The following is a 23,632-nucleotide window of genomic DNA, read 5'->3' on the forward strand; positions in this document are numbered from 1 at the left end:
GCTTAAGCATAGCCGCTTTACGCCTGGGTTCAGAACAATCCTGAAGGCGCACAGCTATAATTTTTGTATGCACCAGGTATCCAACGAGCCCGACATTTTCGATGCAGACGACGATTATGAATGGCGCGAAGACTTCCCTAGTGAATCGCAACTTGCCTCGGCATCGCGACGTTACCAGGGGCTTTTAACGATTTTTTATCGGAATGCCCGCCCTCTGACTTATGACGAAATCTATGCCGCCTACAATGCCACCATTGGACCTTACCTGCCGGTCAGCCCCGACACCGACCAGACGCAGCCGCATGACGCTTACAGCCTCAAAATCCGCAATGATATTAAAACTCTGAATAAAATCCTGGGCGGGATTATCGTCCAAGATGAACGCAACAATGCGGGGACTGCCCACCGATACCTGCTGCGACCCGATGTGAGTCGCCAAACGCACTTGGCTTTTGATGCTGCTGAATCAGTCTGGGTACACGTCGCACTGGGATTATTAGAAGGCGACTTTACCCAGATTGATTCCCATGTCCGTTCCGTCAGCGAAATCGACCCCGCAAATCCGTTAGAAGTGCAATCTCAAGCACTCATTTCGCGGTTTACGCAGGATGTTTTTCGGGCAATTGCCGCGGCACAGATAATCGAGTTTGATTATCAGGCACGCTATGGTGAATCTACGCATCGACGAGTGCGACCCACGCGGATGATGCTGTCGCGCGGTTTTTTCTACGTTCGCGGTTTTGACGAAACTCGCCAAGGTTTCCGGACCTTTAAGTTGTCTCGACTCAGTAACCCGGTGATTACGGACCAGACCTTTGACGTTGCGGAACACGTTGAATCCCCGCGCAACGTTTCTCTGGAGAGCCCCCTGGAACGGGTCATTTTTGTGGCGGATCCTGAAAAAGCCTCCGAAGCCGTCATGAATGCGGAACTCATCTGTGTGTATGCCGATTTCGCCTGCCAAGCGCCGAAACTGGGGCTGGACGTACCCGACCGGGTTCCTTCAGGATGGAATTTGTATCGTGCCAAACGACCAGATTTCTATACATGGAGCCGTTTAGCCACCGAAGCAATGGCGCACCTGACAGTGCTGGACCCACCGAAACTTGTGACGGCGACCATACAAGCGGCTCAGCGTCTGACTCATCTCGAATTGACGGCGGGCGAGTCTGAAACCGGACGGCTGAAGTTTGACGAGTTTAGCCACCGCACCGCGGGCGTTTCTATAGATAACCAGACGCGCGTCACAGCTGAATCCCTGGCAGTGATGACATTTATCCTCAAACACACCGCGGCAGGTAACACCTGTACCGTATCTGAACTGGCCAAACATTTTGGTCTGCAACCTGCAGACATCAAAAACATTATTTGGGATTTCTTGGACTTGGACGCGGCAGCCAGCAACGCAGATTCTGACTATGACAGTTTCCTGCCCTCGATTCGTAAAGACGGAACGATTGAGGTCAACGGTTCTCGCAGTTGGGTGATGCCCCCGTCCTTTAGCGCTCATGAGGCGCTGTCCCTCCTGTTGGGGCTGGAAGTCGCCGGATATTTGGCGCCGTCATCACAAGAGGCGATTGCGACCGCTCGTCTGAAGGTTGCCTCCTGGTTGGGGCAAGTGCATGAACTGACCGCCCCGCAGTTGGTGACCAATACGGTGCCGCCCTCGATTCAGAACTCTTTGGAAACGTTGAATCGGGCGATAGAACAGGGTCGCACGGTCGTTTTCACCTATACCAATGCCAGCTGGGATACTGCGCCGCGCCGAGTGGCACCCCAGTCTGTCTATACGGATCGCTACCACGTGTATCTGGTGGGAGTGAATCTGGATAAACGCAAGTGGCACAAGTACCGCCTGGATCGCCTCAGTGACCTGCATGTCACCGCGGAACCGATTCCTGACAAACTCCCGCAAAAACCTAGCTACAAGTACCAGACGGTCGATCTGGAGCTAAAGAACCAAGCGAAATCATATGTTGACACGATTCTTCACGCCCAGACGGTGGAACAATCCGCGACCACATACCGGGTGCGTTTGAAAGTGAAAGATCCTGCCTGGCTGCAGCGGGTGATACAGATTCTCGCCACCGATATTACAGTCATTGTCGGTGGACCTGCACACCAGACCGTAGTGGAGGCAGCTCGACAGACGGGGGTCGTGGCTTTGTCTCGCTACGCCGAACTCGACTCCACGCGGGAGGTAGCGGACGGGTAAGATTGAGTTATGAGTGTTCAGGGTATCGTGTGGCTCATCGCCGTAATTTGTGCCGTGGCAATTTTTGTGGCGACGACCGTATGGATTATTTTGCGGGGGATACGTCTCTATCGGACGGTTCGCGATATTGAGATGCCCGTCCACGATGCCTTGGAGTCAGTTAGCGAACCGGTCCGAAAGCCGGCACCTACGGGAGACCCTGCAACTTTGAGCGCAGCACGCGTGGCACGCGCCGAGGTGAAACAGGCTCGCAAGGTCAACAAACAACGCCGCCTGAACGCCGCTCATGACCGTTGGGCGAGCTACGATTTGGTGGCACCGCGGCAGTAAACATCTGAAATTATGAGTCCTAAACGTCACCGTTACCGTGAAAGCCAGAAAGCTGCCGCACGATTGGCGCAAACGGAAGCCGCCGACGCGACCAACCCCTCTCCTGCACAGCGTTATCAGGCTTTCAAAGCGACCCAGCAGTCTCCGGAACTCTACGAGTTCCAAGCTCTGTTTGATTTTCCCTTGGATGACTTTCAAATCGAGGCCTGCCAGGTACTCGATAAGGGGCAAGATGTTTTGGTTAGTGCCCCGACTTCAGCTGGGAAAACTATTGTCGGCTTTTACGGGATTTTCCTGGCTTTTCACCAGGGCAAACGCCTGTTTTACACGACCCCGATTAAAGCTCTGTCCAACCAAAAGTATCTGGAACTGGTGGAGTTATTCGGTGTCGATAATGTCGGATTGTTGACCGGCGACACCGCGATAAATGGCGACGCCGCCATCATTGTGATGACCACCGAAGTGCTGCGGAACATGATTTACGCCGCGGCGCCGCTGGCAGACCTGGGATATGTAGTCATGGATGAGGTTCATTATCTCTCCGATCATTTCCGTGGACCGGTGTGGGAAGAAATCATTATTCACCTCGATGCGGCGGTGCGTCTGATTTGCCTTTCTGCCACGATTTCTAACGCTAATGTTTTCGCCCAATGGCTCCAGACTTTGCGCGGTCCCACCACCGTCATTTCGACCTCTGTCCGCCCGGTGCCGTTGAAACACTTTATGATTAGCGCCTCGGGCGAAGTTCTGCCCCTATTTGCCAAAGGTGAGGTGGGTGGACACCTGAACCGGGCTCTGCTAGCGCAAGCTGCCCAGCAGGTCATGCCGCGTCGGGGGCGGATGCCCCGCCGGATTCGCGCGGACAGACCCGCCGTAGCACGCAGTCTGGAACAGCAGGATTTGCTCCCGGCGATTGTGTTTATATTTTCCCGGCAGGGCTGTAACGATGCGGCAGCGCAGGTGTTTGACGCCGGTCTACGTTTCACCACTACAGAAGAAGCCGACCAGATTCGTCTCGAGGTAGAAACTACGCTGGCAGGGTTCAGCCAGGGCGATTTGAGCGCTATTGACGTTTCGAACTGGGAAGAAACCCTGGCTGCCGGTATCGCCCCACATCACGCCGGATTACTGCCGATTCAAAAGCAACTGACCGAGTCGCTATTCGCGAAAGGCTTGATTCGCCTGGTCTTTGCTACCGAAACGCTGGCCCTCGGGATTAACATGCCTGCCCGCACCGTTGTCCTGGAATCGCTGAATAAATGGAACGGTCAGGAACGCGCGAACTTGACGCCGGGGGAGTACACCCAGCTCACGGGTCGCGCTGGACGCCGCGGGATTGATTCGGTGGGACATGCGCTGACTCTCATGGAAGTGAAGAATCCGCCCCAGCTGCTGGCTAATTTGGCGAGTCAACAAACCTACCCGCTGCACTCGGCTTTCGTACCAACGTTTAACATGGCAGTAAACCTGCTGGCTCGCACTACGCTGGAGGGGGCAAAGGAAACCGTTGAAAAGTCTTTTGCTCAATATGTAGCGTTGGGAAGTTCACGCAAATTGTTCGCACAACTGCGCCGGTTTGAAGATTTGGCAGCGGATCAAGAACGCAGTGCCAGTTGCGAGCGCGGGGACGTGATGGCGCTGCTGGACTTGATGAACGCCCTTTCCAAAACCGAAAAACAAGCTAAACAGCGACGCCACAGCGGGGAAAATACCCCCCAGAACCAGCAAGCCGACCGTCGGGCTATAGAGCAGGCACGCGCCCAGATGAAAGCCCACCCGGTCTATAACTGTCCAGAACGGGACAAACATCTGGTGAAAGCCCACCAGGCTGCCAAAAACCGAGAATCTGCCCGGATCACTCGCCAGCGGATTGAAACTCGCACAAAGTCCCTGGCACGTCAGTTGGATCACACCTGTCAAGTGCTGCGGGAACTGGACTATGTTGATGATAATTTTCAGCTTCGTGACGCGGGAATCATGTTGCAGTCGGTCTATAACGAGCGTGATTTGCTGGTGGTGGAATGTTTACGTCGCGGCGTCTTCGATGACTTGAACGTGGCGGATTTAGCAGGGGCGCTCTCGGTGTGCCTGGCGCAAAACCGTACTGGCGGACTGTCCCGTTTGATTCCAGCCGAGGCATCTGCCAGTCTGGCGATAGCACTGGAATCGATGGGGCGAATTAACTTTGAAATCGCTACTCTCCAGCAAGAACACTATCTGGAGGCATACCCGCCATTGGAGACAGATTTGTTGCCTGGAGTTGTGGCGTGGGCGCAAGACATCAGTCTCGGGCAATGCTTGGAGCTGACCGGCATGAGCGCCGGGGACTTCGTGCGGGTCATCCGCCAGGTTATAGACCTCGCCGACCAGTTGCGCAAACTGAACCTCAATCCGGCTCTGCACGCGAAATTCCGCAGCGTTATCAATCAGGTGAAGCGGGGAGTGGTGACGTGGGACTTCTGATAGCTCTGCCCCTAGCTTTCATAGGGGGAGTGGCGGGAGCCCTGGCTTTTCCGCACTGGAATGTGTGGCCTTTGCTGATTCTTTCCCTCATGATTTTGCTGGGAACCTTGCGTCGTCAGTTCGGTTGTGGTTCTCGCAGGCGGCGTGTTTTGTTAGTGTCAGCAGTGTGGGGGCTCGGTTTTTTCGGTCCGCAGCTGAGCTGGACCGGGGTTTCTGCAGGTTCAGCTTTTCCGTGGATTGCCCTGACGATTTTAGAGACGCTGTTTATTTGTTTTTTTGCACAAGTGTGGGTGCGTGGGGATCAGGCTATTCCACGGTTTCCCCGTTCGTTGGGGATGTTACGGCTGGTTTGGGCGCCTCTGGCATGGGTCGGCGTGGAACAGTTGCGCTCCTTGATTCCTTTCGGTGGGTTTCCCTGGGCAAAACTTGCTTTTGCGGTGGTGGATACGCCGTTGTTGGCATGGGCACCCTGGGGAGGCAGTGTGCTGGTCAGCGGGGTTTGTGTATTCATAGCCGCTGCCGTGCTGGAACTTTTGAATCGCCACCGTGGTCTGATGCTGAGGATGGTGTCGCTGGTCGCTCTCATTGCCGTCGTCGTATTCCCCACCTTGGTGCATCCGGCGTTGCCCGTTGTTACCAGGCATGTGACAGTCGCTGCGGTCCAGGGCAATACGCCGGGACGCGAGCCACAAACGGCATTCGGGCAGCCTTATGAAGTGTTGCTAAACCACGTAGCGGAGTCTCTCCGCCTGCGTCAACGGACGTCTCGTCACGTTGATTTGGTGTTGTGGGCGGAAAACGCGGCAGACATAGACCCGCGGACCAGTCATCATGCAGCTGCTCTGGTGAACCAGGTGACAGCCGCCTTTCAAGCTCCGCTCATTACGGGTACGTTAGGAGCGGGAGCCCGCGGACCAGGCGTAGCTAACCTTGCCGGATCGAACCTCGACACAAGTTCTTTGCAAAACACCATCTTGGTGTGGACCAACGGGCAAGCCCGCGACACTTATGCCAAGAAGCATCTGGTTCCTTTCGGCGAGTACCTGCCTTGGCGAAAATTTTTTGCCACATTTATTCCCTTTTTAGCCGATTTGGTTCCCGCGGACCTAATTGCCGGGCAGAGTGTGGCACAGCTTGAGGTTTCGCTCTCCGGTCGAGACGTGCATTTGGCCAGTCCCATCTGTTACGAGATTGCTGACGATGACCTGGTGCGACAAGCGGTCAAAGGTGCGAACTTTATCTATGTGCCTACGTCGAGTTCCTTCTTTGGTTCTTCCGATGAAGCTGACCAGCAACTCGCTATTGCCCGCTTTCGTGCGGCTGAACACGGTTTGGACACCATCCAAGTATCCACGATGGATTCCACAGCCCGGATTAATGCTCGTGGACAGATTGTGGGGCGGGTGATTCCAAACTTCCAGGCAGGCAGTTTCGTCACGAGCCTTCCTCTGCGCAGCGGGACCACCCCCGCAACCTTCACCGGCGAACTGCTCGGTCTGGGGGCGCAGGTATTGGTGGTGCTGGCGGCGGTTTTACAAGTTTTATTGGCACTCTCAGAAAGTTGGAAACGTGAAAAACACTAACTATAACGCGCAGACCGTTATCGCTATCCCGACCTATAACGAGCGAGAAAACCTCGAGTGGATTACCACAGAGGTTTTGGCGCAAGCGCCAGGAATTCACATCCTCATCGTGGATGATAATTCACCTGATGGGACGGGGGAATTGGCAGACGCTTTAGCTGCGAATCACCCGCAGCTTCATGTGTTGCACCGCACGGGTAAGGAGGGTCTGGGACCGGCTTATTTGGCAGCATTTGCCTGGGCGGATAGCCACGGATACAGCTGGGTTGGGGAATTCGATGCAGATGGTTCGCACCAGCCTCGGGATTTACCGCGTCTGTTGGCTTTAGCTCATGGTAGCGGTCGTCCGGACCTGGTCATCGGATCGCGCTGGCGGCGTGGGGGAGCGACCTCAGGGTGGTCGCTCCCGCGTCAGGCGCTGAGCCGGGCGGGAAGCGTTTATGTCAATGTGGTGCTGGGATTGGGCGTAGCTGACACCACAGCGGGTTTCCGGGTCTATCGGGTGGATTTCCTGTCCCGTTTATTGCAGCGTTACGTCATTGAATCAAAAGGGTACGGTTTCCAGATTGAGATGACCTGGCGGACGCGCCGGGCGGGGGGCAAGATTGTGGAAGTGCCCATTACCTTTGTGGAACGCCGGGCAGGTACTTCGAAAATGAGCGGGTCAATCATTAAGGAAGCGTTCCTAGAAGTCGCCAAGTGGCGGATACGGGAACTATGCCAACGTGCCTAGTGTTATGTCATTTTATTAGTGTAGCTCCACGGAGTGTTGAAACCGGGAATATTAGCGTCCGTAGTGGCGCCGCCCGGAACGCAAGGCTTCTAAACGCTCATCAAGCAGCACGCGGAGTTCCTCCTCGCTGCGTCGTTCAATGAGATGTTCCCAGTGGTTGCGCTGAGGTTTAGCTGTGTTTTCCTCCTGGAAGTCTTCCGCGCCGTTGCGTACCGCAGTCTTGGAGCAAATCGGGCAATCCCAGGTGTCAGGCACCTCGGCGTCAATGGCGAAGGGAATATCGAAAGCGTGTCCTTCCGGGCAGGTGTAGTCTACGTTTTGGCGCTCGACGAAAACGACGCCTTCTTCAGACTCGAGAGAATTGGAACCCATACGCATCCCGCGTAGTGCGCGATCAGCCACGATTAGTGCCTCCTTTTATGCTTAGCGGTTCATTCTAACCGATTTAGCGGAATTTTGCTCAAGGACGGTGCGAAGCTTTGGTATCGCACGCTCGCGACGCTCCTTCAATCCGATAATATATATTATGTCATTTTACACATGACGGGTTTATGTGTCTGTCCCCGCGGATATATGTACAAAAAAGTGTCCCGGTCGTTACGCATCTCCCTAACCTCCGACCGGGACACTACCTTGCCAAAAAGTTTGGCACCGCGCTTGTGAACGCGAGAAACCTCTCAGCTGACTTGACGCCGACGCGCGCGACGCTCCGCCAGTTCATCGTGGACCACCAAGTTGTCATCATTAATGTTTTCTACAGGCAGCTGCGCCAGCTCGCCCTCAATTTCGTGCCAGACGCGACCTACCGCGATGCCGAACACACCTTGTCCGCCCTGCACCAAGTCGATAACTTCGTCCTGTGACGTGCAGGCGTAAACCGAAGCGCCATCACTCATCAAGGTGATGCCAGCTAAATCCTCGACACCCATCTTGGACAGAGTCGCTACCGCAACTCGAATCTGTTGCAGGGAAACACCGGTATCCAGCAGACGTTTAACCACCTTTAACAGCAGGCAATCCCGGAAAGAATAGAGACGCTGTGACCCTGAACCGCGAGCGTTACGCACAGAAGGCTCTACCAAACCGGTACGCGCCCAGTAATCGAGCTGCCGGTAGGTAATTCCGGCGGCTTTACAGGCAGTCGGTCCGCGGAACCCGGTTTCTTCGTCAATAACCGGCAGGGTTTCACCAAATAGCATCCCCTGCTTAATCTGCGGTACTCCAGATTTGCTCGGCTTTTCCAAGGCAACCTCCGTTCAAGTATGTTTCTATTTTAGATTATGCACCATAGAAACGTGGTCCGATGCGCGGCGCGCCCAAACCTTGCACTTAAAGTTTAAGTGCAAGGTTGTCGGGGAACCAAACCTTATTCCCGCAGCCTTACAGCTCCTCGACACCGACAGTCAGCAATGCCTCAGCTAACGCCGCTAGCTGTGCCGAGAGTTCCGTTGCTCGCATTTGGGCACGATCCTTGGCAACAGCGTTATTCTTTTGCCGCTCCGGAGCCACCACTCGATCCACCAAATCCAAAATCGCATTGACCGCAGAATAGACGGAACGCAAATTGCGTGGCTCGATACCCTGCTTTTCCAAGACTTCCAAAGCCTGCACCACCGCAACTGCCCCGGCAGAAAAGCGAGAGGAAAAATCTGGAGCAATGAGCTTGGCATTGACCGCCTTTTCCAACAGTTCATCAGAAGCGCCGGTATAAACCTGCAAATCACGCAACGAAATCCGGGAGTGAGTCGGCAGACGCATCTGTCCTTCCGAAGCCACCACTCGCATGACTGGCTGCACCGGCAGGGGCTCCTCCCCCAGATCCAACAGCCGCAAATTTTCGCCAATCTGATTTAGAGGCAAGTAACTGTCTCGCTGGGCTTTCAGGGCGTAGCGTATCCGCTCCACATCTGCCAGGGAGTAACCGCGGTAACCGTTGGACATCCGTGCCGGGCTGACAATCCCGTGCTTCTCAAAATTGCGCAATTTAGCCTGAGATACCGAAGGAAATTCCTTCACGATAATCTCGTGGACTCGTCCAATAGACATAGTTGGCTCATGGCTTACCTCGGGAGGCCACGAGCTGCCAATGTCATTGACTTTTCGGGCGACCTGACTCATTGCTTAAAATTCACCGCCGGGTAGTAAGCCAATCTAAACTTGCCAATCTGGACTTCTTCCCCCGAAGTCAGCAGGTGCGACTCTACCCTCTCCCGGTCAATATAGGTGCCGTTGAGAGAACCGACATCGCGAACCATGTAGCCGTTTTCCTGGCGAATAAACTCGCAATGCCGGCGTGAAACCGTTACATCATCAAGGAAAATATCCGATTTGGGATGTCTGCCCGCGGTGATGCGGTCTGTATCGAGCAGGAAACGCGCCCCCGCGGAGGGACCACGCTGCACAATTAACAGTGCCGAACCTGCAGGTAGAGCCGCCACAGCTTCCTCGTCAGCGGAGGACAAAACTCGCTTCCCCAGTTCTGGTTCCGTTTCGGTAACGCTGCCTATAGCCCCAAATACTGCCGTTTCAGTAGGGTCCGGTCCTGGATTCGTTTCCGACACTTCGTCCTCCTTAAAAAATCACGTATCTCTACTTTAGTAGAACCGCCGGAAAAAAGTTAACCGATTTGTTATCTTTCGGTCTGTCACAAGCTCGAACGGTAATCCAGGACCTAGAATGGCATTTGCGTGTAAGTTAAGAGACGGAATATCGGGGTAAAGGGGAAATATAGTGACGGATGCAGCCTACCTTGAATGGGCGCTTTCTCTGACTGATAAGCAAATCGGAGTCACTCCCCTAGCACCACCTGCCGCTGCCCTGACTTTCCCCTTTTCCGCGGACTCCCTGAATGCAACCTATCGCCAGTTGCGCGCTGGCGGGACTTTCCCGCTTTCTACCGTTGGTGGGGATGCGGACAAGCAGCTCACTATCGCCGAACATTGGCGCTGGCTCTTGGCAAATCGATGTGATGGTCTGGAACTACAACTCGCTTTCGGTTTCCTGGTCGCGAACCGTGGGAATGTTCGTTTTCCAATTTTTCAAGCCAGATTAGACCCCGACCCCGATCGCCCCCTGGGATATTTACGTCTGGCACCGGGTGACAAGCTAGAGCTGAACAGTACAGTAGTGCGTTTGTTGCACCAAAAGTTTCGGATTCCGTCCCGCTGGGTGAAAGCCGGTCGAACTTCTCACGGTCTCGACCTCGACGCTATTCTGGTGGCTTTGGAGAAAGCTCTCCAAGACAGCTCCCTCCACGGCAAAATGCAGCTGGAACGTCAAGCTGCCCTGGGGCTGTCCCATCGTAACTGGTCCCCCGTGGCGACCGACCTGAAAGCGCACCACCAGGATTACAGCAGTTCCGCCCTGGTGCAACGTTATGCCACCAACAGTGCCCCCACCCAACTTTCCGAAGATAACACTGACACCGTCCCTCTCTCGGGAGATGTTTTTGCGCCCTTAAAAGCCGACCGCAAACAACTCCAGATACCAAAGTTATTTGGTCAAGGTCATAGCCTCATTCTGTCCGGAGCCCCGGCGACCGGCAAGACTGATGCCGTCGTGAATGCACTGGCGCAGTCCCTAGTACAGCAGCATTCCGTTCTGGTCGTGGGGAGCCGCACCAGCCTTAAGAAACTGCGTAACCGGGTTCGTAAAGCCGGATTTGAACACGTGTTCCTCACTCTTGACCCGCACGCCGAGAAACGCGATGAGCGTAGCCGGGACTTGCTTAGAGGGGCTTGGGATCGCCCAGTCAACGCTGACACAGGATACCTCGATTCTTGCCGAGCTTCCCTGAAAACTCTGTCCCAGGATTTGGATTTGTATCTCAACCAGATTCACGAGGTCGGACCCAACCATGTTTCCGCATGGCAGGCTTACACTGCACAAATCATGACTGCCGCCGAGTTGGAACCCGAAGAACGGGTTTTGGCAGGTCGCCTGGCGGCGGCTCCGAACTTCCCCTATCTGTCTAATGACCGGTCTACGGCGGCGAAACTTGGCAAAGAACTGGCAAATCTGGATGCCAACTCGGTGAACGGCATCGGTGCTAATCCCTGGTCCCTGGTGGGCGAAAGTGCGCGCAGCATAGACCGCACGGAATTGAAATTGGCGTTGCAAACCTTGGAAGATGCCATTACCCAAGCCCACCCTGCCGTGCTGGAAATTATGTCTGCCACTTCCGACCTGGCAGCCTGGCCGATTTTCGCGCGATGGCTGGACCTGTTAGAGATTGGATACGGCAGGGCTCCAGTGGAACTAACCGAAGCGGAACGTCGTGCGGTTACTTCCGGCATCGAAACTTTGCAGCAGTCCTTGCAAAACCTGTGGGACGAAGCCACTCCCCTGCTAGAAATTGCTGCCCCCGCTTACCATTCCGGCAAAGACTTAGACTTGCTGATGGATGCGCGTCACGCCGAAGCTTCCGGAGGTTTTACCCGCAACAGTCGCCGCAAAGCCGTGTTATCTCAGTTGCAACCCTACCTCGCCGGTCCGGTTACCCCCAATAAGGTGGCAGATTTATTAGAGGACCTCAATGCCCTGCGGATGCGCGCGGAAGCCTTGGGTTCGCAAATCGGCGCCAATCCCGTGTTAGGGCTGAAAGATTTTGATGCCTTAGCCCCTGACTCGCGTGAAAAATTCGCAAACCATGCCGATACGGTGCGAAGCGCTATCGAATTGGGTCGGTATCTGCCCAGCCGCCGCGATGATTTGGAGTCTTTGATGCCCCTGGCTCGCCAGGGTGGTCATTTAGGTCAGCAAGTGCGCGCGATTTCTGACGCGTTTGCTGAGGTTTTACAGGTTTTGCAGGTCTCGAACCCGGATTTGGAAACGTGGTCAAAAGGTCTGCCGCCCTTGGGTCGTTACTTGCAGGTTCGCAAGGTTTGGGGGACGTCGCTCAGCTCGGAGGACTCGACCCTGGACGATATTTTGGCTTTTCGAGCCTTGACCCCTCATCTGAGAGCCTTGGGGCTGGATGACCTGGTCACTTGGGTGGCGGAAGGAACCCTCAGCGGAATGGCGATTCAGGGCGTGTTGGAACACGCCCTGTCGGTCGCGGCGGTACGCGAACGGCAGCGAGCCTTGGCGCAGCAGGGATTTGATCCGGTGACTCATGTTGCCCAGGTGGAACGACTCTCGCTGAACTGCACGGAAACTCGTCGTGAGATTCTGAATCAGGTGATTACCGCGGCAGGCGAATTTGCTCAGCGCGCAGATAAAGAAACCTTGCGCAGTTTTGGGGCACGATTGCGTGATGATAATTTCTCCATCCATCAAGCACTGCGTGAAGACTTGGACGGTGTCTTGACTCGTACCCCGATTGTGGGTTTGACTCCGCTGGAAGTCGTGACCCGTTTGCCTGATTTTACCCAGGAAACACCCCGTTTTGACGCCGTAGTGATTCTCGATGCCACCGAGTTACCTTCCGGGTCCGTGGTGAAAGCTCTCGCGGGTGCGGCACAAGCCATGTTCGTGGCGAGCTTGCCCGCAGCCACGAGTTTTGCAAAAGGGCGGGCGTGCAGCGCCTACGAGTTCGCCAAGTCAGCAGGTTTCCCCGAATACGAACTGACTATCCGCTATGGTCGAGATTTAACCCCCACCCCCGGTCGTTTGGCACAGCTGCTCAGTCCCGATCAGCTGGACACCTGGCCGGTAGCACAAGTGCAAGCGCATCCAGTTTTAATTATGGAATTTCCCGCGGCGCATCATCCCCTCCCCCTGCAACTTGCCAGCGAAAATCCGGGCTGGCAGGGACTGGGCGCCGATTACGTGTGGTTTGAAAAGGCCGGGAATCTGTTGATGAATCTGTGCCTGAAAAACCGTGGTAAAGCCGTCACGGCGCTGACGTGGACGGCTGAGTTAGCAGCGGGTATCCGCTGGTATCTCGATGACGCTAACCGACAGGGTGAAATCAATCTGATGAATCTGCGGGTCACCCACCTGGGTGCGGTCGGAGCAGCGTTCCCCAGCGCCGATACGGGAGTACCGGGGAATGGTGGAGGCTTCAGCGATGGTGACGGCGTCGCGACTTGCGATTTACTGGTGTGTTTCCTGGGGTCTGATTCGCAACCGGAGACGTCGAAATCTGCAGTCACGCGTGATTTGTCCCTGGCTTGGACTCGAATTTTGTTAGAGACAAATCGCCAGGTGCTATTTGTCGTAAACCGCGACCTTGATCAATCTGGACTGCCTGCCATACTGCAAGACGTCTTAAACGTCCCGAGCATCATGCCCAATACCGTTCCAGTTTCGGCAGTGCGTGACCACCTCGCGAGGCTACTGGGGCACGCGGGTTTGGAAGTCCGCACAGATATGGGGTCGGCATCATTACGTCTGGATTTAGCGGTTCGTGGTGATGCAGGCGCGCCGTGGCTAGGTCTAATTTTGGATAGTCCCGAACAGCGACAGGTTCGTTCCGCTTGGGATCGCGAGGTCGGTATTCCCCAATTCCTCCTGGAACATTGCGGTTTTGGCGCTATCGAACATGTGTATTTGACTCAACTGATGGAAAACACAGATGAAGTGACGCGGCGTCTCGTTTCCATAGCGTTAGACCTCGCATTTCCCGGTGACGTTACGGACGGCTCGGTAGCTAGCGATGACCGCTACACCTCTCCGTCGCGTATTGCAGCGGCGCAAAATAACCGTGACGACGAGCCGTGGAAAGTTCCGGATGAAACGGAATGGGATTTACCGCAGCCCCTGCGCGAAGCCGCGGCTCGCACGCAGACCGACGGGGCTGCCCCTCCTCCCGCACTGACACCAGCCCTGCCACAAAGTGAAACTGATTCTGAGGAAACAAAGCCGGAACCTTCTGCGCCTACCCCGCCTCCGTCGGAACAGCCTGCCGCCCGCATCGAGGACCTTCCCCCTGCCGTACAACGGAAAACCCGTTCAGCGCTACCGGTCATCGCGGACATTCCTGCGGATGCATTTGCGCATGTAGAGAGAGGAGAGCTCACCTCGACTCACGATGCCCCAACTCTGGGAGATCAGCTCGGCGCACAAGAAACCGACTTTTTTATAGAGCTTGCCCAAAATCCTGAGCCAAACGAGGAACTCGGCAAAATTTCTAAGCCCGGTTTAGGTGCGTTCGCTCCCCTCTTTTCACCCGAGGAAACCGCGGAAGGCACTGAAAAAACTGATACCCCCGCGATGTCTACATCACCCCTGGCAAACCCCATACCAGAACCTTCCGAAGCCAAGCTCTCGGAACCTCAAGCCCCCAGTTTTACTGCGCAAATTCCCGCCATTGTTCGTCCTAAAACGGTCCCACAGCCGTTTGTCCCTCGCGGCAAACCCTTACAAAATCAGGGTTCCAAGGAAGTTCTCGATGATTTACAGGATCCCGCTAATGCAGCCGCTGTGGCTGACGTGTTGGCGCAGGTGCTGTATACGGAAGGGCCTATCGGGGAAGTTCGGCTGGCTAAACTCGTTGCCGATGCCTTCGGGATGCAACGTCTGCATCCGAAACGCCGTCAACGGATTTTGGAACTGCTTAATCCAGAAGTCCAGAAAATTAAGACGAAATTCGGCACATTTGTTTGGCCTGCCGGAACATCAGCCGCGGATTTTACCGTGTTTCGAACTGGGTCAATCTATGGTCAACGCTCCTTGGTAGACATCTGTGACGAAGAGTTTAATAATGCTTTGACCTGGGTCATCGACACGCAGCAGCCCCTTGAGGACGAGACCTCAGAAGCAGTGGCACGAGTGCTAGATTTAACTCCCGCGCGTACCGATATCCGTCAACGGATGCAAGACGGACTGAAGTCTTTGGAACAGACCGGACGAATCCGGCGTCTGGCGGGTCACCTGTATCTGCAATAATTTTCAAATGTTGAAACATTCCCATCTCTCAGGGTTTAATGGCGGTAAGTGATTGGAGTTCACAGATGTCAAAACAGAAAAAAGGTTCTTCTCGGACGAACTTGACGGTGTCTCGCCCCGGCAATCGTTCTGGCGCCATCCTGGCGATTGTTTTGGTCGCCATCGTGCTGGCGTTGATTATCGTGTTCGTTAAGATTGCGACCACGAAACACGATTTAGAGGCTCAGCCTACGGACACAATCTCGGGAACAAAGACGATGATTGGCTATGCCGAACCCCAAACCTACGCCGCCGGGCGGGGTATCTGGCTCAAAGATGGCAAAGTTTTGACTAACGACGAAATCACTGCCGAGTCGAAAAAAGGCACTAAGGTCCTGGAACTGTACTACGACTACTTGTGCAACATCTGTAATGACTTCGAGGATCAACTCAACCAAGGTAAACAGCTCAACGACTTGGTCGAGGGAGGTCAGGCGATAGTCGTGTTGCGCCCGACGCTGACTCACGCCCAGCAGCTGAAGTTCCCCAACATTGCGTATTCTGCAAATAACCTCATGTACTGGACCGCCGAAAATAAGCCCGAGAAACTATGGGGACTTAGCAAGGACTTGACCAAGTTCGCGATGGATAACTATAAGTCCGCTGATTACGAAAAGAACCAGAACAATGAACAGTGGGCGCAGACCATCCGTAACCCCGATGCGGAACTGGCTAAAATTGCTGGAAAGCATGGCATAGATTACAAATCAGTGCCACCGGCTACCGAACAATCTGGTCTGATGCCGATTAATATTTTGGCGCAGCAGCGTCTCAAGAGCCTCGGTCGGGAAAATGCGGGGACGCCCCTGTACATTGCGAACGGTCACCCCGTCGACATGAGTGGAATCGGGAAAGACGACAAGCTGCTTGAGAAAGCCACCCTGTAAGGTCTTTTCCGTCGTGGATAGTTTCGGCGCATCTCCCAACATTTTGGTCAGATGCGCCGATTGACGTTCAACTGGTGGGAACTGGTCATTCCTGAGGCTGAAAACTAAGCGCCACCGAATTCATGCAAAATCGGTTTCCGGTCGGGGTTTGCGGCGCGTCCGGGAATACGTGTCCCAAGTGAGATCCACAGTTTGCACAGCGAACTTCGGTGCGGGTCATGCCGTGGGATGTATCGGTCACTTCGCGTACGGCTCCCGGCTTCGCTTCAAAAAAGCTTGGCCAACCGCACCCGGAATCAAACTTTGTGTCGGCATCAAACAGTGTCGCCCCGCAGGCTCCGCAGCTGTAGAGACCAGCACGGGATTCAAAGAGCAATTCCCCGGTACCCGGTCGTTCCGTAGCGGCTTGACGGAGCACCGCATAAGCGCGGGGGCTCAGTCGTTCTTTCCATTCCTCGTCGCTCAAATTTACAGTCATTTTGTGCCTTTCACTTTGAGGATTTCTGCCAAGTATTGCGCGGTAAATGAACCGGGTACTGTTGCCACGGTTTCTGGAGTGCCTTCCGCAACCACCGTACCGCCGCCTTTACCGCCTTCTGGACCGAGGTCGATAACCCAGTCAGCACACTTGATGACATCCAGGTTATGTTCGATGACCACGACCGTGTTACCTTTCTCGACCAGTCCCTGCAGGATGACCATAAGCTTGCGGATGTCGTCGACGTGCAGACCAGTGGTTGGTTCGTCAAGCACATAAATGGCGCGCCCGTTCGTGCGTTTGTGCAGTTCACTGGCTAGTTTGACCCGTTGGGCTTCGCCTCCAGACAGCGTGGTTGCGCTCTGCCCAAGTTTCACGTAGCCCAAGCCGACCGCTGTCAATGTGTCCAAGTAGCGAGACACGCTGGGAATTGCGGAAAAGAACTGGGCGGCTTGTGCAATCGGCAAATCCAAAACATCGCGCACATTTTTTCCGTGATAGTACACTTCCAAGGTCTCCCGGTTATACCGCGCCCCGGCGCAAACCTCACAGGGCACATAAACATCGGGCAGAAAATTCATCTCGATTTTCAATGTGCCGTCACCTCGGCAAGCTTCACAGCGTCCGCCCTTGACGTTAAAGGAAAAGCGCCCCGGACCGTAGCCGCGAATCCGGGCTTCTTCAGTCTGGGCAAAGAGCTTTCGGATTGCATCCCATACTCCGGTATAAGTCGCAGGATTCGAACGTGGAGTGCGACCGATGGGTGATTGGTCCACGTGGATAATCTTGTCCAGATGAGCAGCGCCGTCAATCTGCTTGTGACGTCCCGGCACCGTGTGGGCGCGGTTCAAATCCCTGGCTAACGCTTGGTACAAAATGGAGTTGACCAGCGTGGATTTACCGGATCCTGACACCCCAGTGACGGCGATGAGGCATCCCAGGGGGAACGATACGTCAATGTTTCGTAGGTTATTTTCGCGCGCGCCTCTTACTGTCAGAATGCGCTCCGGGTCAGGTTTGCGGCGATGCTGCGGGATTTCAATAGATTTCCGTCCCGCTAAATAATCTGCGGTAAGCGAAGACTTATTTCGCAATAATTCCTTGACGGTTCCGGAATGCACAATCTGTCCGCCGGACACTCCTGCGCCGGGACCAATATCCACCACCCAATCTGCTGCCCGGATAGTGTCTTCATCGTGTTCCACCACGATGAGGGTATTGCCTAAATCACGCAAACCTTTCAGGGTATCAATGAGGCGTTGGTTATCTCGCTGGTGCAGACCGATGGAAGGTTCGTCCAAGACATAAAGCACGCCTACCAGTCCGGATCCAATCTGAGTAGCTAACCGAATACGTTGTGCTTCACCGCCTGACAAGGTGTTGGCAGCTCGTGACAAAGTGAGATAGTTCAATCCCACATCAATTAGGAAAGCCAATCGCGCGTGTACCTCTTGTAAAATCGGTGCAGCGATTTTAGCTTTCATACCCGATAAAGGAATATCCTTTAAATAGGATTGCGCTTCATCAATTGATAAATCCGTGACTTCTGAGATATTGAGTTTCCCGATGCGAACGGCCAGAACTTCAGGCTTTAACCGCCGTCCCTGGCACGTCGGACAGGGAACTTCGCGCATATAACCTTCATATTTGGCTTTGGATAAATCAGAATCGGTTTCATCGTAACGACGCTGGATATAGTTCGCTGCCCCCTCAAAGCCCGTGGTATATACCCGTTCCCGTCCCCACCGGTTGCGATATTTCACTCGTACCTTATAGTTCTTGCCCCACATCAAATAGTCGCGTACTTGTGCAGACAAATCCTTCCACGGAGTGTCGAGGTCAAAGCCTACTTCATCACCCAGTCCTGTTAATATACGTTGCATGGTATCTTTGGAACTCGTCCAAGGGCTGACAGCGCCTTCACGCAGGGTCAAATCAGGATTTGGTACCACCAGTTCTGGGTCAATCACTAACCGAGAACCAATTCCGGAACAATCGGGACAGGCTCCGTATGGCGCATTAAAAGAGAACGTCCGCGGTTCGATTTCTTCCAAAGCGAGCGGATGATTATTTGGGCAGGCTCGTTTTTCTGAAAATCGACGACTGCGTTCAGGGTCGTCCGGGTCGCGGTCCACAAAATCCACCACGACCAGTCCTTCTGCCAACTCTAAAGCGGTCTCAATAGAATCCGCCACTCGTGAACGGGAGCCTTCCCGAATTACTACCCGGTCGACAGACACCGAAATGTCGTGCTTCAGTTGTTTTTCCAGGGTCGGTGGTTCTTCCAGGCGATGAGTTTCACCATCCACGCGCATCCGGGTAAAGCCCTTGGCGGCGAGCTGTGCAAACAATTCCGAGTACTCGCCTTTACGCCCCCGGACCACTGGAGCCAAGACCTCTAACCGCGTCCCCTCCCCCAAAGTGAACAGCCAATTCACGATTTGTTCCGCAGACTGGGCAGTAATTTCCTCGCCGCACACCGGACAATACTGGGTGCCGGCTCTCGCAAACAGCAGGCGCAGATAATCGTAAATCTCGGTAATGGTACCCACGGTGGAGCGTGGGTTGTGAGATGTAGACTTCTGGTCAATCGACACCGCGGGGGATAGACCTTCTATGAAATCCACCACGGGTTTGTCCATCCGCCCGAGGAACTGCCGAGCATAGGAGGACAGCGATTCTACGTAACGGCGCTGCCCTTCTGCAAAAATTGTGTCAAAAGCTAGCGATGACTTGCCCGAGCCGGACAGACCGGTGAACACCACCAAAGCATTCCGAGGGATTTCAACGTCCACTGCCTTGAGGTTATGTTCGCGAGCTCCGTGGACTTTCAAAGTTTCATGCACCTGTTAAGTTTAATGCCCAAGTGTGTTTCTGACGATTCGGATCGGTTTCGTTGGCGCTGGGCACACGCCTAGAATTGCAGCATGAGTAAAGTCGTCGTTATCTACCACTATGACCCCGCTCGGGAAGCCGACCGAGCCACGATTCGCCCCGAACACCTGGCTTACCTGGGAAATTTGGAAAAATCAGGGAAACTTCAGGCCGCCGGTGCCTGGATGAATGAAACCGAAAAGCCCGGTGCGCTGCTGCTGATGAACGTCGAGACGCCGGAGGAGGCGTTGATGTTTCTCAAGCACGATCCCAATCAGGTCCACGGCATCGTGCAAGCCATTGAGACTCACCAGTGGGGTCCGGCGATCGGTTCCTAAGGGCTACTTCAAAAGAGTTAGTTGGCACGGCTCCATGCCTTTCATTCGGTGGTTTTTTGCTTACGTAGACTGGTTCGTTTTTACCCTCCTGCTGATTATGGTTGCGGGGATTTTTATCCCTCTGCCGGTCACTGTGGTGACTGGGGTGGGGTCAGTCAGCCACTACGCCATTGCGGTACTGTTCTTTGTCTACGGGGCACGTTTAAAAACCGTCGAAGTGCTGGGCGGACTAAAAAACTATCGCCTGCAGCTGGTCATTTTGACCTCCACTTTCGTGCTCTATCCCCTGTTGGGAATGCTGAATTACCAATCCTGTGGATGGTTTTTGGGACCGAGTTTTGCCCTGGGCATGTATTACACCTGTCTGTTGCCCTCCACGGTGCAATCCTCCATTGGGTTCACATCCATTGCCGGGGGTAATGTCGCCGGGGCAGTCACTGCCGCCACTATCTCCAACCTAGTCGGGACATTTGCAACTCCCCTGCTGGTGCTGTTGCTGTTAGGGAGGGTCGGTACCGTCTCTCTAACGACGTTACGCGATATTGCCATACTGATTTTGCTGCCTTTTGTTCTGGGACAGCTAAGTGGTCGATGGACCCGCGATTGGCTGAATGCTCACCCCGTCATCACCAAAACCGTCGATAAGGGCACGATTTATTTGGTCGTTATCGCGGCAGTTTCCAGCGCAAAGCTGCATGGCTTGTGGGACACCGTGGAAGCTTTAGACTTCGTGCTGATAGGTGCAGATGCGCTGGTCATTGTCGGTATCATGCTGATTTTGACCTGGTATGGGTGGGGGAAACTTTGCGCCTTGAATCGGGCTGACCGTATAGCTGCCATGATGTGTGGCTCAAAAAAATCTCTCGCTACCGGTCTGCCGATGGCGATGATTATCTTCCCAACCTCCACGTTCGGTGCTATCGCGGTGCCCATCATGCTGCTGCATTTGGAACAGCTCATCATGTGTTCGGTCATTGCTACGCAGCTCGGGCGTGGTGCCGGTCCTCGTCAGGCTGATTTCTAAAATTCTCTAACCTCGTACTCCCCAAGCTACTGCTTCGCTAATAGCCCCTGATCCGCCGATAATGACGGAGGCAGCGCGGTTGGGCAAGTGTGCCAATCTGGCTGCCGTTGGCGGTGAAAGCCGACTTGGGTCGGTCAGCAACAGGCAAGCATTACGGTGAGCTGCCAGAGCTGCTCCTGCCAGCCCATCGGGAAAGCTCACTCCGCTGGCTACCACCGCGGAGGTTGCCCCGGGGGCAAAGGCTTGCGCCACAAACTGAGCTGTTTGATAACGATCCAGACCTTGAATCGGTTGCGATCGGAAATCCGCTAACCCCGCCTGGTTCCACGCTTGCGCTGCCGGTCCCCCAATGGGGAATATGCTTCCTCCCGACTGTGCCCGATGATTTTGGATGAACTCTGTAGTCTCTGGAGGCAGGGAGGCTCCTGCATTCAACACCACCACGCCGTGTATAGAAGCCGCTCCCGCTCCCGCACTCAGGGCGTCAGGGAAAGACATTCCATCTGCCAGCAAGATAGGAGTTTGCGTAATTCCACGCTGGTTCCATTCCGTAATCGTCTGGCGAGCTACCGCCGCGGCAGTACCGTAGCGATTCATGCCGTAAATTCGACTCACTTGAATTCCCCGTGCCTGGAAATCCCTCATCGTAACAGGGTCAAAAGTCACTTGACCTCCCACCAATCTCACGTCACGAATTCCCCTCCCCAGAATCTCGGCGACTATGCCGGGTTCGATGCGGGGACCGTTAGATAGCACCAGCGGTGCGTCCAGCGCTGCAGCTAGCGGACCGGCACTCAAAGCATCGGGTGCTGTTCTCCCGGTGGCAATGACCAGGGAAGGTCCGGTGAACCCGCCTTGTCGCCAGGCTTGCAGAGATGTCTCGACACGATTGGTGCCGGCAATTCTTCCCGGAGCGGTCCCCGGTTGAGGCTGAGCAGCAGGCTGTGGCTGCGGTTGCGGCTCGGGTTTTGTTGGGGAGGGCGATACTACCCTCGCAATGCCGTCGATACTGGAAACTCCGATAGTTTCAAAAATCCAGTTGGCAAAAGCAGAACTCGGCACATATTTGTAGTCTTCAGAGAGCAGGAAGCCTCGTGGTGTTTGCACCGCTGCCGAGAGCACCCCATAGAGCTTTCCCCCACTAATGAGAGGTCCGCCGGAATCACCAACCTCTGAATACTTTCCTCGTGAGGAACGAGCATAGAGATAACCATCATTGAGAGTGCCGAGAGAAGTTAATTGTGTCGTTTTAAGATTCAATCCGGTACCAAACCCATAGGCCTCACTTACCTGTCCGGAGGGCAAATTTTGACTGCTGAAAGGCAGGATGGCTCTACCAGGGGAATCTAAACGCACCAAGGCTATGTCATAGTGGGGATGCGCGACAATACCCGTTACCGCAAGGGGAAAGTTTCGATTGATGCTCGCCCCCACCGAAGCGTAAGCGACTTCCAGGTTGGCATTCGCCACGCAATGCGCAGCTGTAAGGACCCAATTTGCGGCTACGAAAGAACCGCTGCATTCCATCCATCCGCTATCAGATTGATTAGAAATACGTAAAGCAGCTGCCCAGCCTGATTCACTTGGATCAGTTAGGTTCCCACCCTCGATGGCATAGGCGGGGGTTTCATATCCCGCTGCCAGACCGAGGGTTGCCCCTAAAATGGAAAAAAGGGCGATGCACCGATAGATAAAACGTCCACTCACGTCTTTATTATCGGTGAAAATCGCTGATTTTTAAGCATCCGGATGGTTCTGAACTGTTCCATTCGATTGATTCTTTTGACGGCGTCGGCTGACCAACAGGGAGACCACCGCGGTAATAATCAGCACCGCAACGATGTAGCCCAAAGACACCACGTTGCTCGCTTCAGGCAATCCCGTAAAGGGCTGACCGCCGTTGATAAACGGAATCTCATTCGTGCTCAAGGCGTGAATTATGAGCTTTGCCCCGATGAAACCCAGAATGGCGGCCAGACCGTAATGTAAGAAAATCAAACGTTCCATCAGACCTTCAATTAGGAAGTACAGTTGGCGCAGTCCCATTAACGCAAAAGCATTGGCAGCAAACACGATAAAGGCTTCGTTAGTTAGACCAAAAATGGCAGGAATGGAGTCTACGGCAAACATCACGTCTGCTGATCCCACCGCTACGACCACCAGCAGGAAAGGAGTAATGTGACGTTTACCGTCAATCTTGGCAAAGTATTGATGCCCCACGTAATCGGGCGTGACCGGGAAAATCCGGCGTACCCCGGACACAAAAAAGTTATCTTTGTACTCCGCTTCTTCCTCTGCGTCAGCGCTGCCTTCGCGAATCTGCTGTAGCGCAGTGAAGAGCAGGAACAGCCCGAAAATATAAAAAATCCAACTGAAATGTTCGATGAGGGCGGCGCCCAACAAAATGAAGATTAAACGGAATACCAACGCCAAAGTGATGCCAACCGCAATAATTTTTTGCTGGACTTCCCGCGGCGCTTTAAATGCAGCAATGATGATAACGAATACAAACAGGTTATCCAGCGACAATGACCACTCGGTTACCCAGCCGGCGAAGTATTGTCCGCCTAGGTCCCAGCCCAACGTCAAACTGATAACCAATCCGGCTACCAAAGCTATGGAAATGTAGATGATGGTCCACGCTGCAGACTCCCGCAGCGATGGAAAGTGGTCTTTGCGCACGTGGGCGAAAAAATCAAAAGTCAAAACGCCGATAATTACGACAAACAGAATTATCCAAGCCAACAGGGGCACATGCATATGTAAACTTTCCTCCGGTACGAAATCGTTGGGTACCGAAAGTCTCTCCCCGCCTGCGGTTCAGCAGGCTGGTGACAC

At 54.4% G+C, this 23,632-nt stretch carries 17 protein-coding genes; 9 read left to right on the forward strand and 8 right to left on the reverse strand.

The features are described from left to right. The first annotated feature begins 67 nt into the window (after positions 1-67). Genes HMPREF0574_RS01030 through HMPREF0574_RS01050 form a run of 5 tightly spaced genes read left to right on the forward strand, consistent with a single transcriptional unit; the run spans position 68 to position 7,324 of the window. Positions 68-2,215 (forward strand): WYL domain-containing protein, encoded by a 2,148-nt coding sequence (locus HMPREF0574_RS01030; RefSeq protein ID WP_004006807.1) that lies wholly within the window; start codon positions 68-70, stop codon positions 2,213-2,215. Positions 2,216-2,224: 9 nt separating this feature from the next. Next, positions 2,225-2,545 carry a hypothetical protein gene (locus HMPREF0574_RS01035; protein ID WP_004006808.1) on the forward strand — a complete coding sequence of 107 codons (321 nt, stop codon included), beginning with the start codon at positions 2,225-2,227 and terminating at the stop codon, positions 2,543-2,545. Positions 2,546-2,557: 12 nt separating this feature from the next. Then, positions 2,558-5,008, forward strand: a complete 2,451-nt coding sequence (locus HMPREF0574_RS01040) for a DEAD/DEAH box helicase (RefSeq protein ID WP_004006809.1) — start codon at positions 2,558-2,560, stop codon at positions 5,006-5,008. Then, entirely contained in the window at positions 4,996-6,591 is a 1,596-nt protein-coding gene (gene lnt / locus HMPREF0574_RS01045; RefSeq protein WP_004006810.1) for an apolipoprotein N-acyltransferase, read from the forward strand. Before HMPREF0574_RS01040 ends, lnt begins: the two co-directional genes overlap by 13 nt. Next, positions 6,578-7,324, forward strand: a complete 747-nt coding sequence (locus HMPREF0574_RS01050) for a polyprenol monophosphomannose synthase (protein WP_004006811.1) — start codon at positions 6,578-6,580, stop codon at positions 7,322-7,324. Before lnt ends, HMPREF0574_RS01050 begins: the two co-directional genes overlap by 14 nt. 51 nt (positions 7,325-7,375) lie before the next feature. Here HMPREF0574_RS01050 and HMPREF0574_RS01055 read toward each other — a convergent pair whose 3' ends face one another. From HMPREF0574_RS01055 to HMPREF0574_RS01070, 4 genes are all read right to left on the reverse strand, one after another. Beyond that, complete coding sequence (locus HMPREF0574_RS01055; protein ID WP_004006812.1) at positions 7,376-7,726, reverse strand: RNA polymerase-binding protein RbpA; 351 nt, start codon at positions 7,724-7,726, stop codon at positions 7,376-7,378. A gap of 275 nt (positions 7,727-8,001) precedes the next feature. Next, on the reverse strand, positions 8,002-8,523 hold the full coding sequence (locus HMPREF0574_RS01060; protein ID WP_050748356.1) for a MerR family transcriptional regulator: 522 nt from the start codon (positions 8,521-8,523) through the stop codon (positions 8,002-8,004). 181 nt (positions 8,524-8,704) lie between these two features. Next, positions 8,705-9,442: a transcriptional regulator FtsR gene (gene ftsR, locus HMPREF0574_RS01065; RefSeq protein ID WP_004006814.1), complete on the reverse strand. Its 738-nt coding sequence runs from the start codon at positions 9,440-9,442 to the stop codon at positions 8,705-8,707. Continuing rightward, complete coding sequence (locus tag HMPREF0574_RS01070) at positions 9,439-9,885, reverse strand: FHA domain-containing protein (RefSeq protein ID WP_004006815.1); 447 nt, start codon at positions 9,883-9,885, stop codon at positions 9,439-9,441. The genes ftsR and HMPREF0574_RS01070 overlap by 4 nt, the downstream gene beginning before the upstream one ends. Before the next feature lie 169 nt (positions 9,886-10,054). Between HMPREF0574_RS01070 and HMPREF0574_RS01075 the strand changes: the two genes are divergently transcribed. Together HMPREF0574_RS01075 and HMPREF0574_RS01080 are read left to right on the forward strand one after the other, a co-directional pair. Continuing rightward, positions 10,055-15,154: a DUF3320 domain-containing protein gene (locus tag HMPREF0574_RS01075; protein WP_004006816.1), complete on the forward strand. Its 5,100-nt coding sequence runs from the start codon at positions 10,055-10,057 to the stop codon at positions 15,152-15,154. 65 nt (positions 15,155-15,219) lie between these two features. Continuing rightward, positions 15,220-16,080, forward strand: a complete 861-nt coding sequence (locus HMPREF0574_RS01080; protein WP_004006817.1) for a hypothetical protein — start codon at positions 15,220-15,222, stop codon at positions 16,078-16,080. 85 nt (positions 16,081-16,165) lie between these two features. Here HMPREF0574_RS01080 and msrB read toward each other — a convergent pair whose 3' ends face one another. Together msrB and uvrA are read right to left on the reverse strand one after the other, a co-directional pair. Then, positions 16,166-16,558, reverse strand: coding sequence for a peptide-methionine (R)-S-oxide reductase MsrB (gene msrB, locus HMPREF0574_RS01085; RefSeq protein ID WP_004006818.1), 393 nt, complete (start codon positions 16,556-16,558; stop codon positions 16,166-16,168). Next, on the reverse strand, positions 16,555-19,404 hold the full coding sequence (gene uvrA, locus HMPREF0574_RS01090) for an excinuclease ABC subunit UvrA (RefSeq protein WP_004006819.1): 2,850 nt from the start codon (positions 19,402-19,404) through the stop codon (positions 16,555-16,557). The genes msrB and uvrA overlap by 4 nt, the downstream gene beginning before the upstream one ends. An 81-nt stretch (positions 19,405-19,485) precedes the next feature. Here uvrA and HMPREF0574_RS01095 point away from each other — a divergent pair, with 81 nt between their 5' ends. Both HMPREF0574_RS01095 and HMPREF0574_RS01100 read left to right on the forward strand, forming a co-directional pair. Continuing rightward, the gene (locus tag HMPREF0574_RS01095) at positions 19,486-19,770 is read left to right on the forward strand and encodes a YciI family protein (protein WP_004006820.1); all 285 of its coding nucleotides are present in this window, start codon (positions 19,486-19,488) and stop codon (positions 19,768-19,770) included. Positions 19,771-19,804: 34 nt separating this feature from the next. Then, complete coding sequence (locus HMPREF0574_RS01100; RefSeq protein WP_004006821.1) at positions 19,805-20,794, forward strand: bile acid:sodium symporter family protein; 990 nt, start codon at positions 19,805-19,807, stop codon at positions 20,792-20,794. 6 nt (positions 20,795-20,800) lie between these two features. Here HMPREF0574_RS01100 and HMPREF0574_RS01105 read toward each other — a convergent pair whose 3' ends face one another. Together HMPREF0574_RS01105 and HMPREF0574_RS01110 are read right to left on the reverse strand one after the other, a co-directional pair. Continuing rightward, entirely contained in the window at positions 20,801-22,501 is a 1,701-nt protein-coding gene (locus tag HMPREF0574_RS01105) for a cell wall-binding repeat-containing protein (RefSeq protein WP_236585884.1), read from the reverse strand. 30 nt (positions 22,502-22,531) lie between these two features. After that, positions 22,532-23,554 (reverse strand): TerC/Alx family metal homeostasis membrane protein, encoded by a 1,023-nt coding sequence (locus tag HMPREF0574_RS01110; RefSeq protein ID WP_004006823.1) that lies wholly within the window; start codon positions 23,552-23,554, stop codon positions 22,532-22,534. Positions 23,555-23,632 lie beyond the last annotated feature (78 nt).

The organism is Mobiluncus curtisii subsp. curtisii ATCC 35241, assembly GCF_000146285.1.
Lineage (GTDB): Bacteria > Actinomycetota > Actinomycetes > Actinomycetales > Actinomycetaceae > Mobiluncus > Mobiluncus curtisii.

Bases quoted from the DNA above. Each gene is read 5' to 3' on its own strand.
- HMPREF0574_RS01030 (WP_004006807.1), top strand. From the start codon at position 68: ATGCACCAGGTATCCAACGAGCCCGACATTTTCGATGCAGACGACGAT.
- HMPREF0574_RS01035 (WP_004006808.1), top strand. From the start codon at position 2,225: ATGAGTGTTCAGGGTATCGTGTGGCTCATCGCCGTAATTTGTGCCGTG.
- HMPREF0574_RS01040 (WP_004006809.1), top strand. From the start codon at position 2,558: ATGAGTCCTAAACGTCACCGTTACCGTGAAAGCCAGAAAGCTGCCGCA.
- HMPREF0574_RS01060 (WP_050748356.1), bottom strand. From the start codon at position 8,523: ATGCTATTTGGTGAAACCCTGCCGGTTATTGACGAAGAAACCGGGTTC.
- ftsR (WP_004006814.1), bottom strand. From the start codon at position 9,442: ATGAGTCAGGTCGCCCGAAAAGTCAATGACATTGGCAGCTCGTGGCCT.
- HMPREF0574_RS01080 (WP_004006817.1), top strand. From the start codon at position 15,220: ATGTCAAAACAGAAAAAAGGTTCTTCTCGGACGAACTTGACGGTGTCT.
- msrB (WP_004006818.1), bottom strand. From the start codon at position 16,558: ATGACTGTAAATTTGAGCGACGAGGAATGGAAAGAACGACTGAGCCCC.
- HMPREF0574_RS01095 (WP_004006820.1), top strand. From the start codon at position 19,486: ATGAGTAAAGTCGTCGTTATCTACCACTATGACCCCGCTCGGGAAGCC.
- HMPREF0574_RS01100 (WP_004006821.1), top strand. From the start codon at position 19,805: ATGCCTTTCATTCGGTGGTTTTTTGCTTACGTAGACTGGTTCGTTTTT.
- HMPREF0574_RS01110 (WP_004006823.1), bottom strand. From the start codon at position 23,554: ATGCATGTGCCCCTGTTGGCTTGGATAATTCTGTTTGTCGTAATTATC.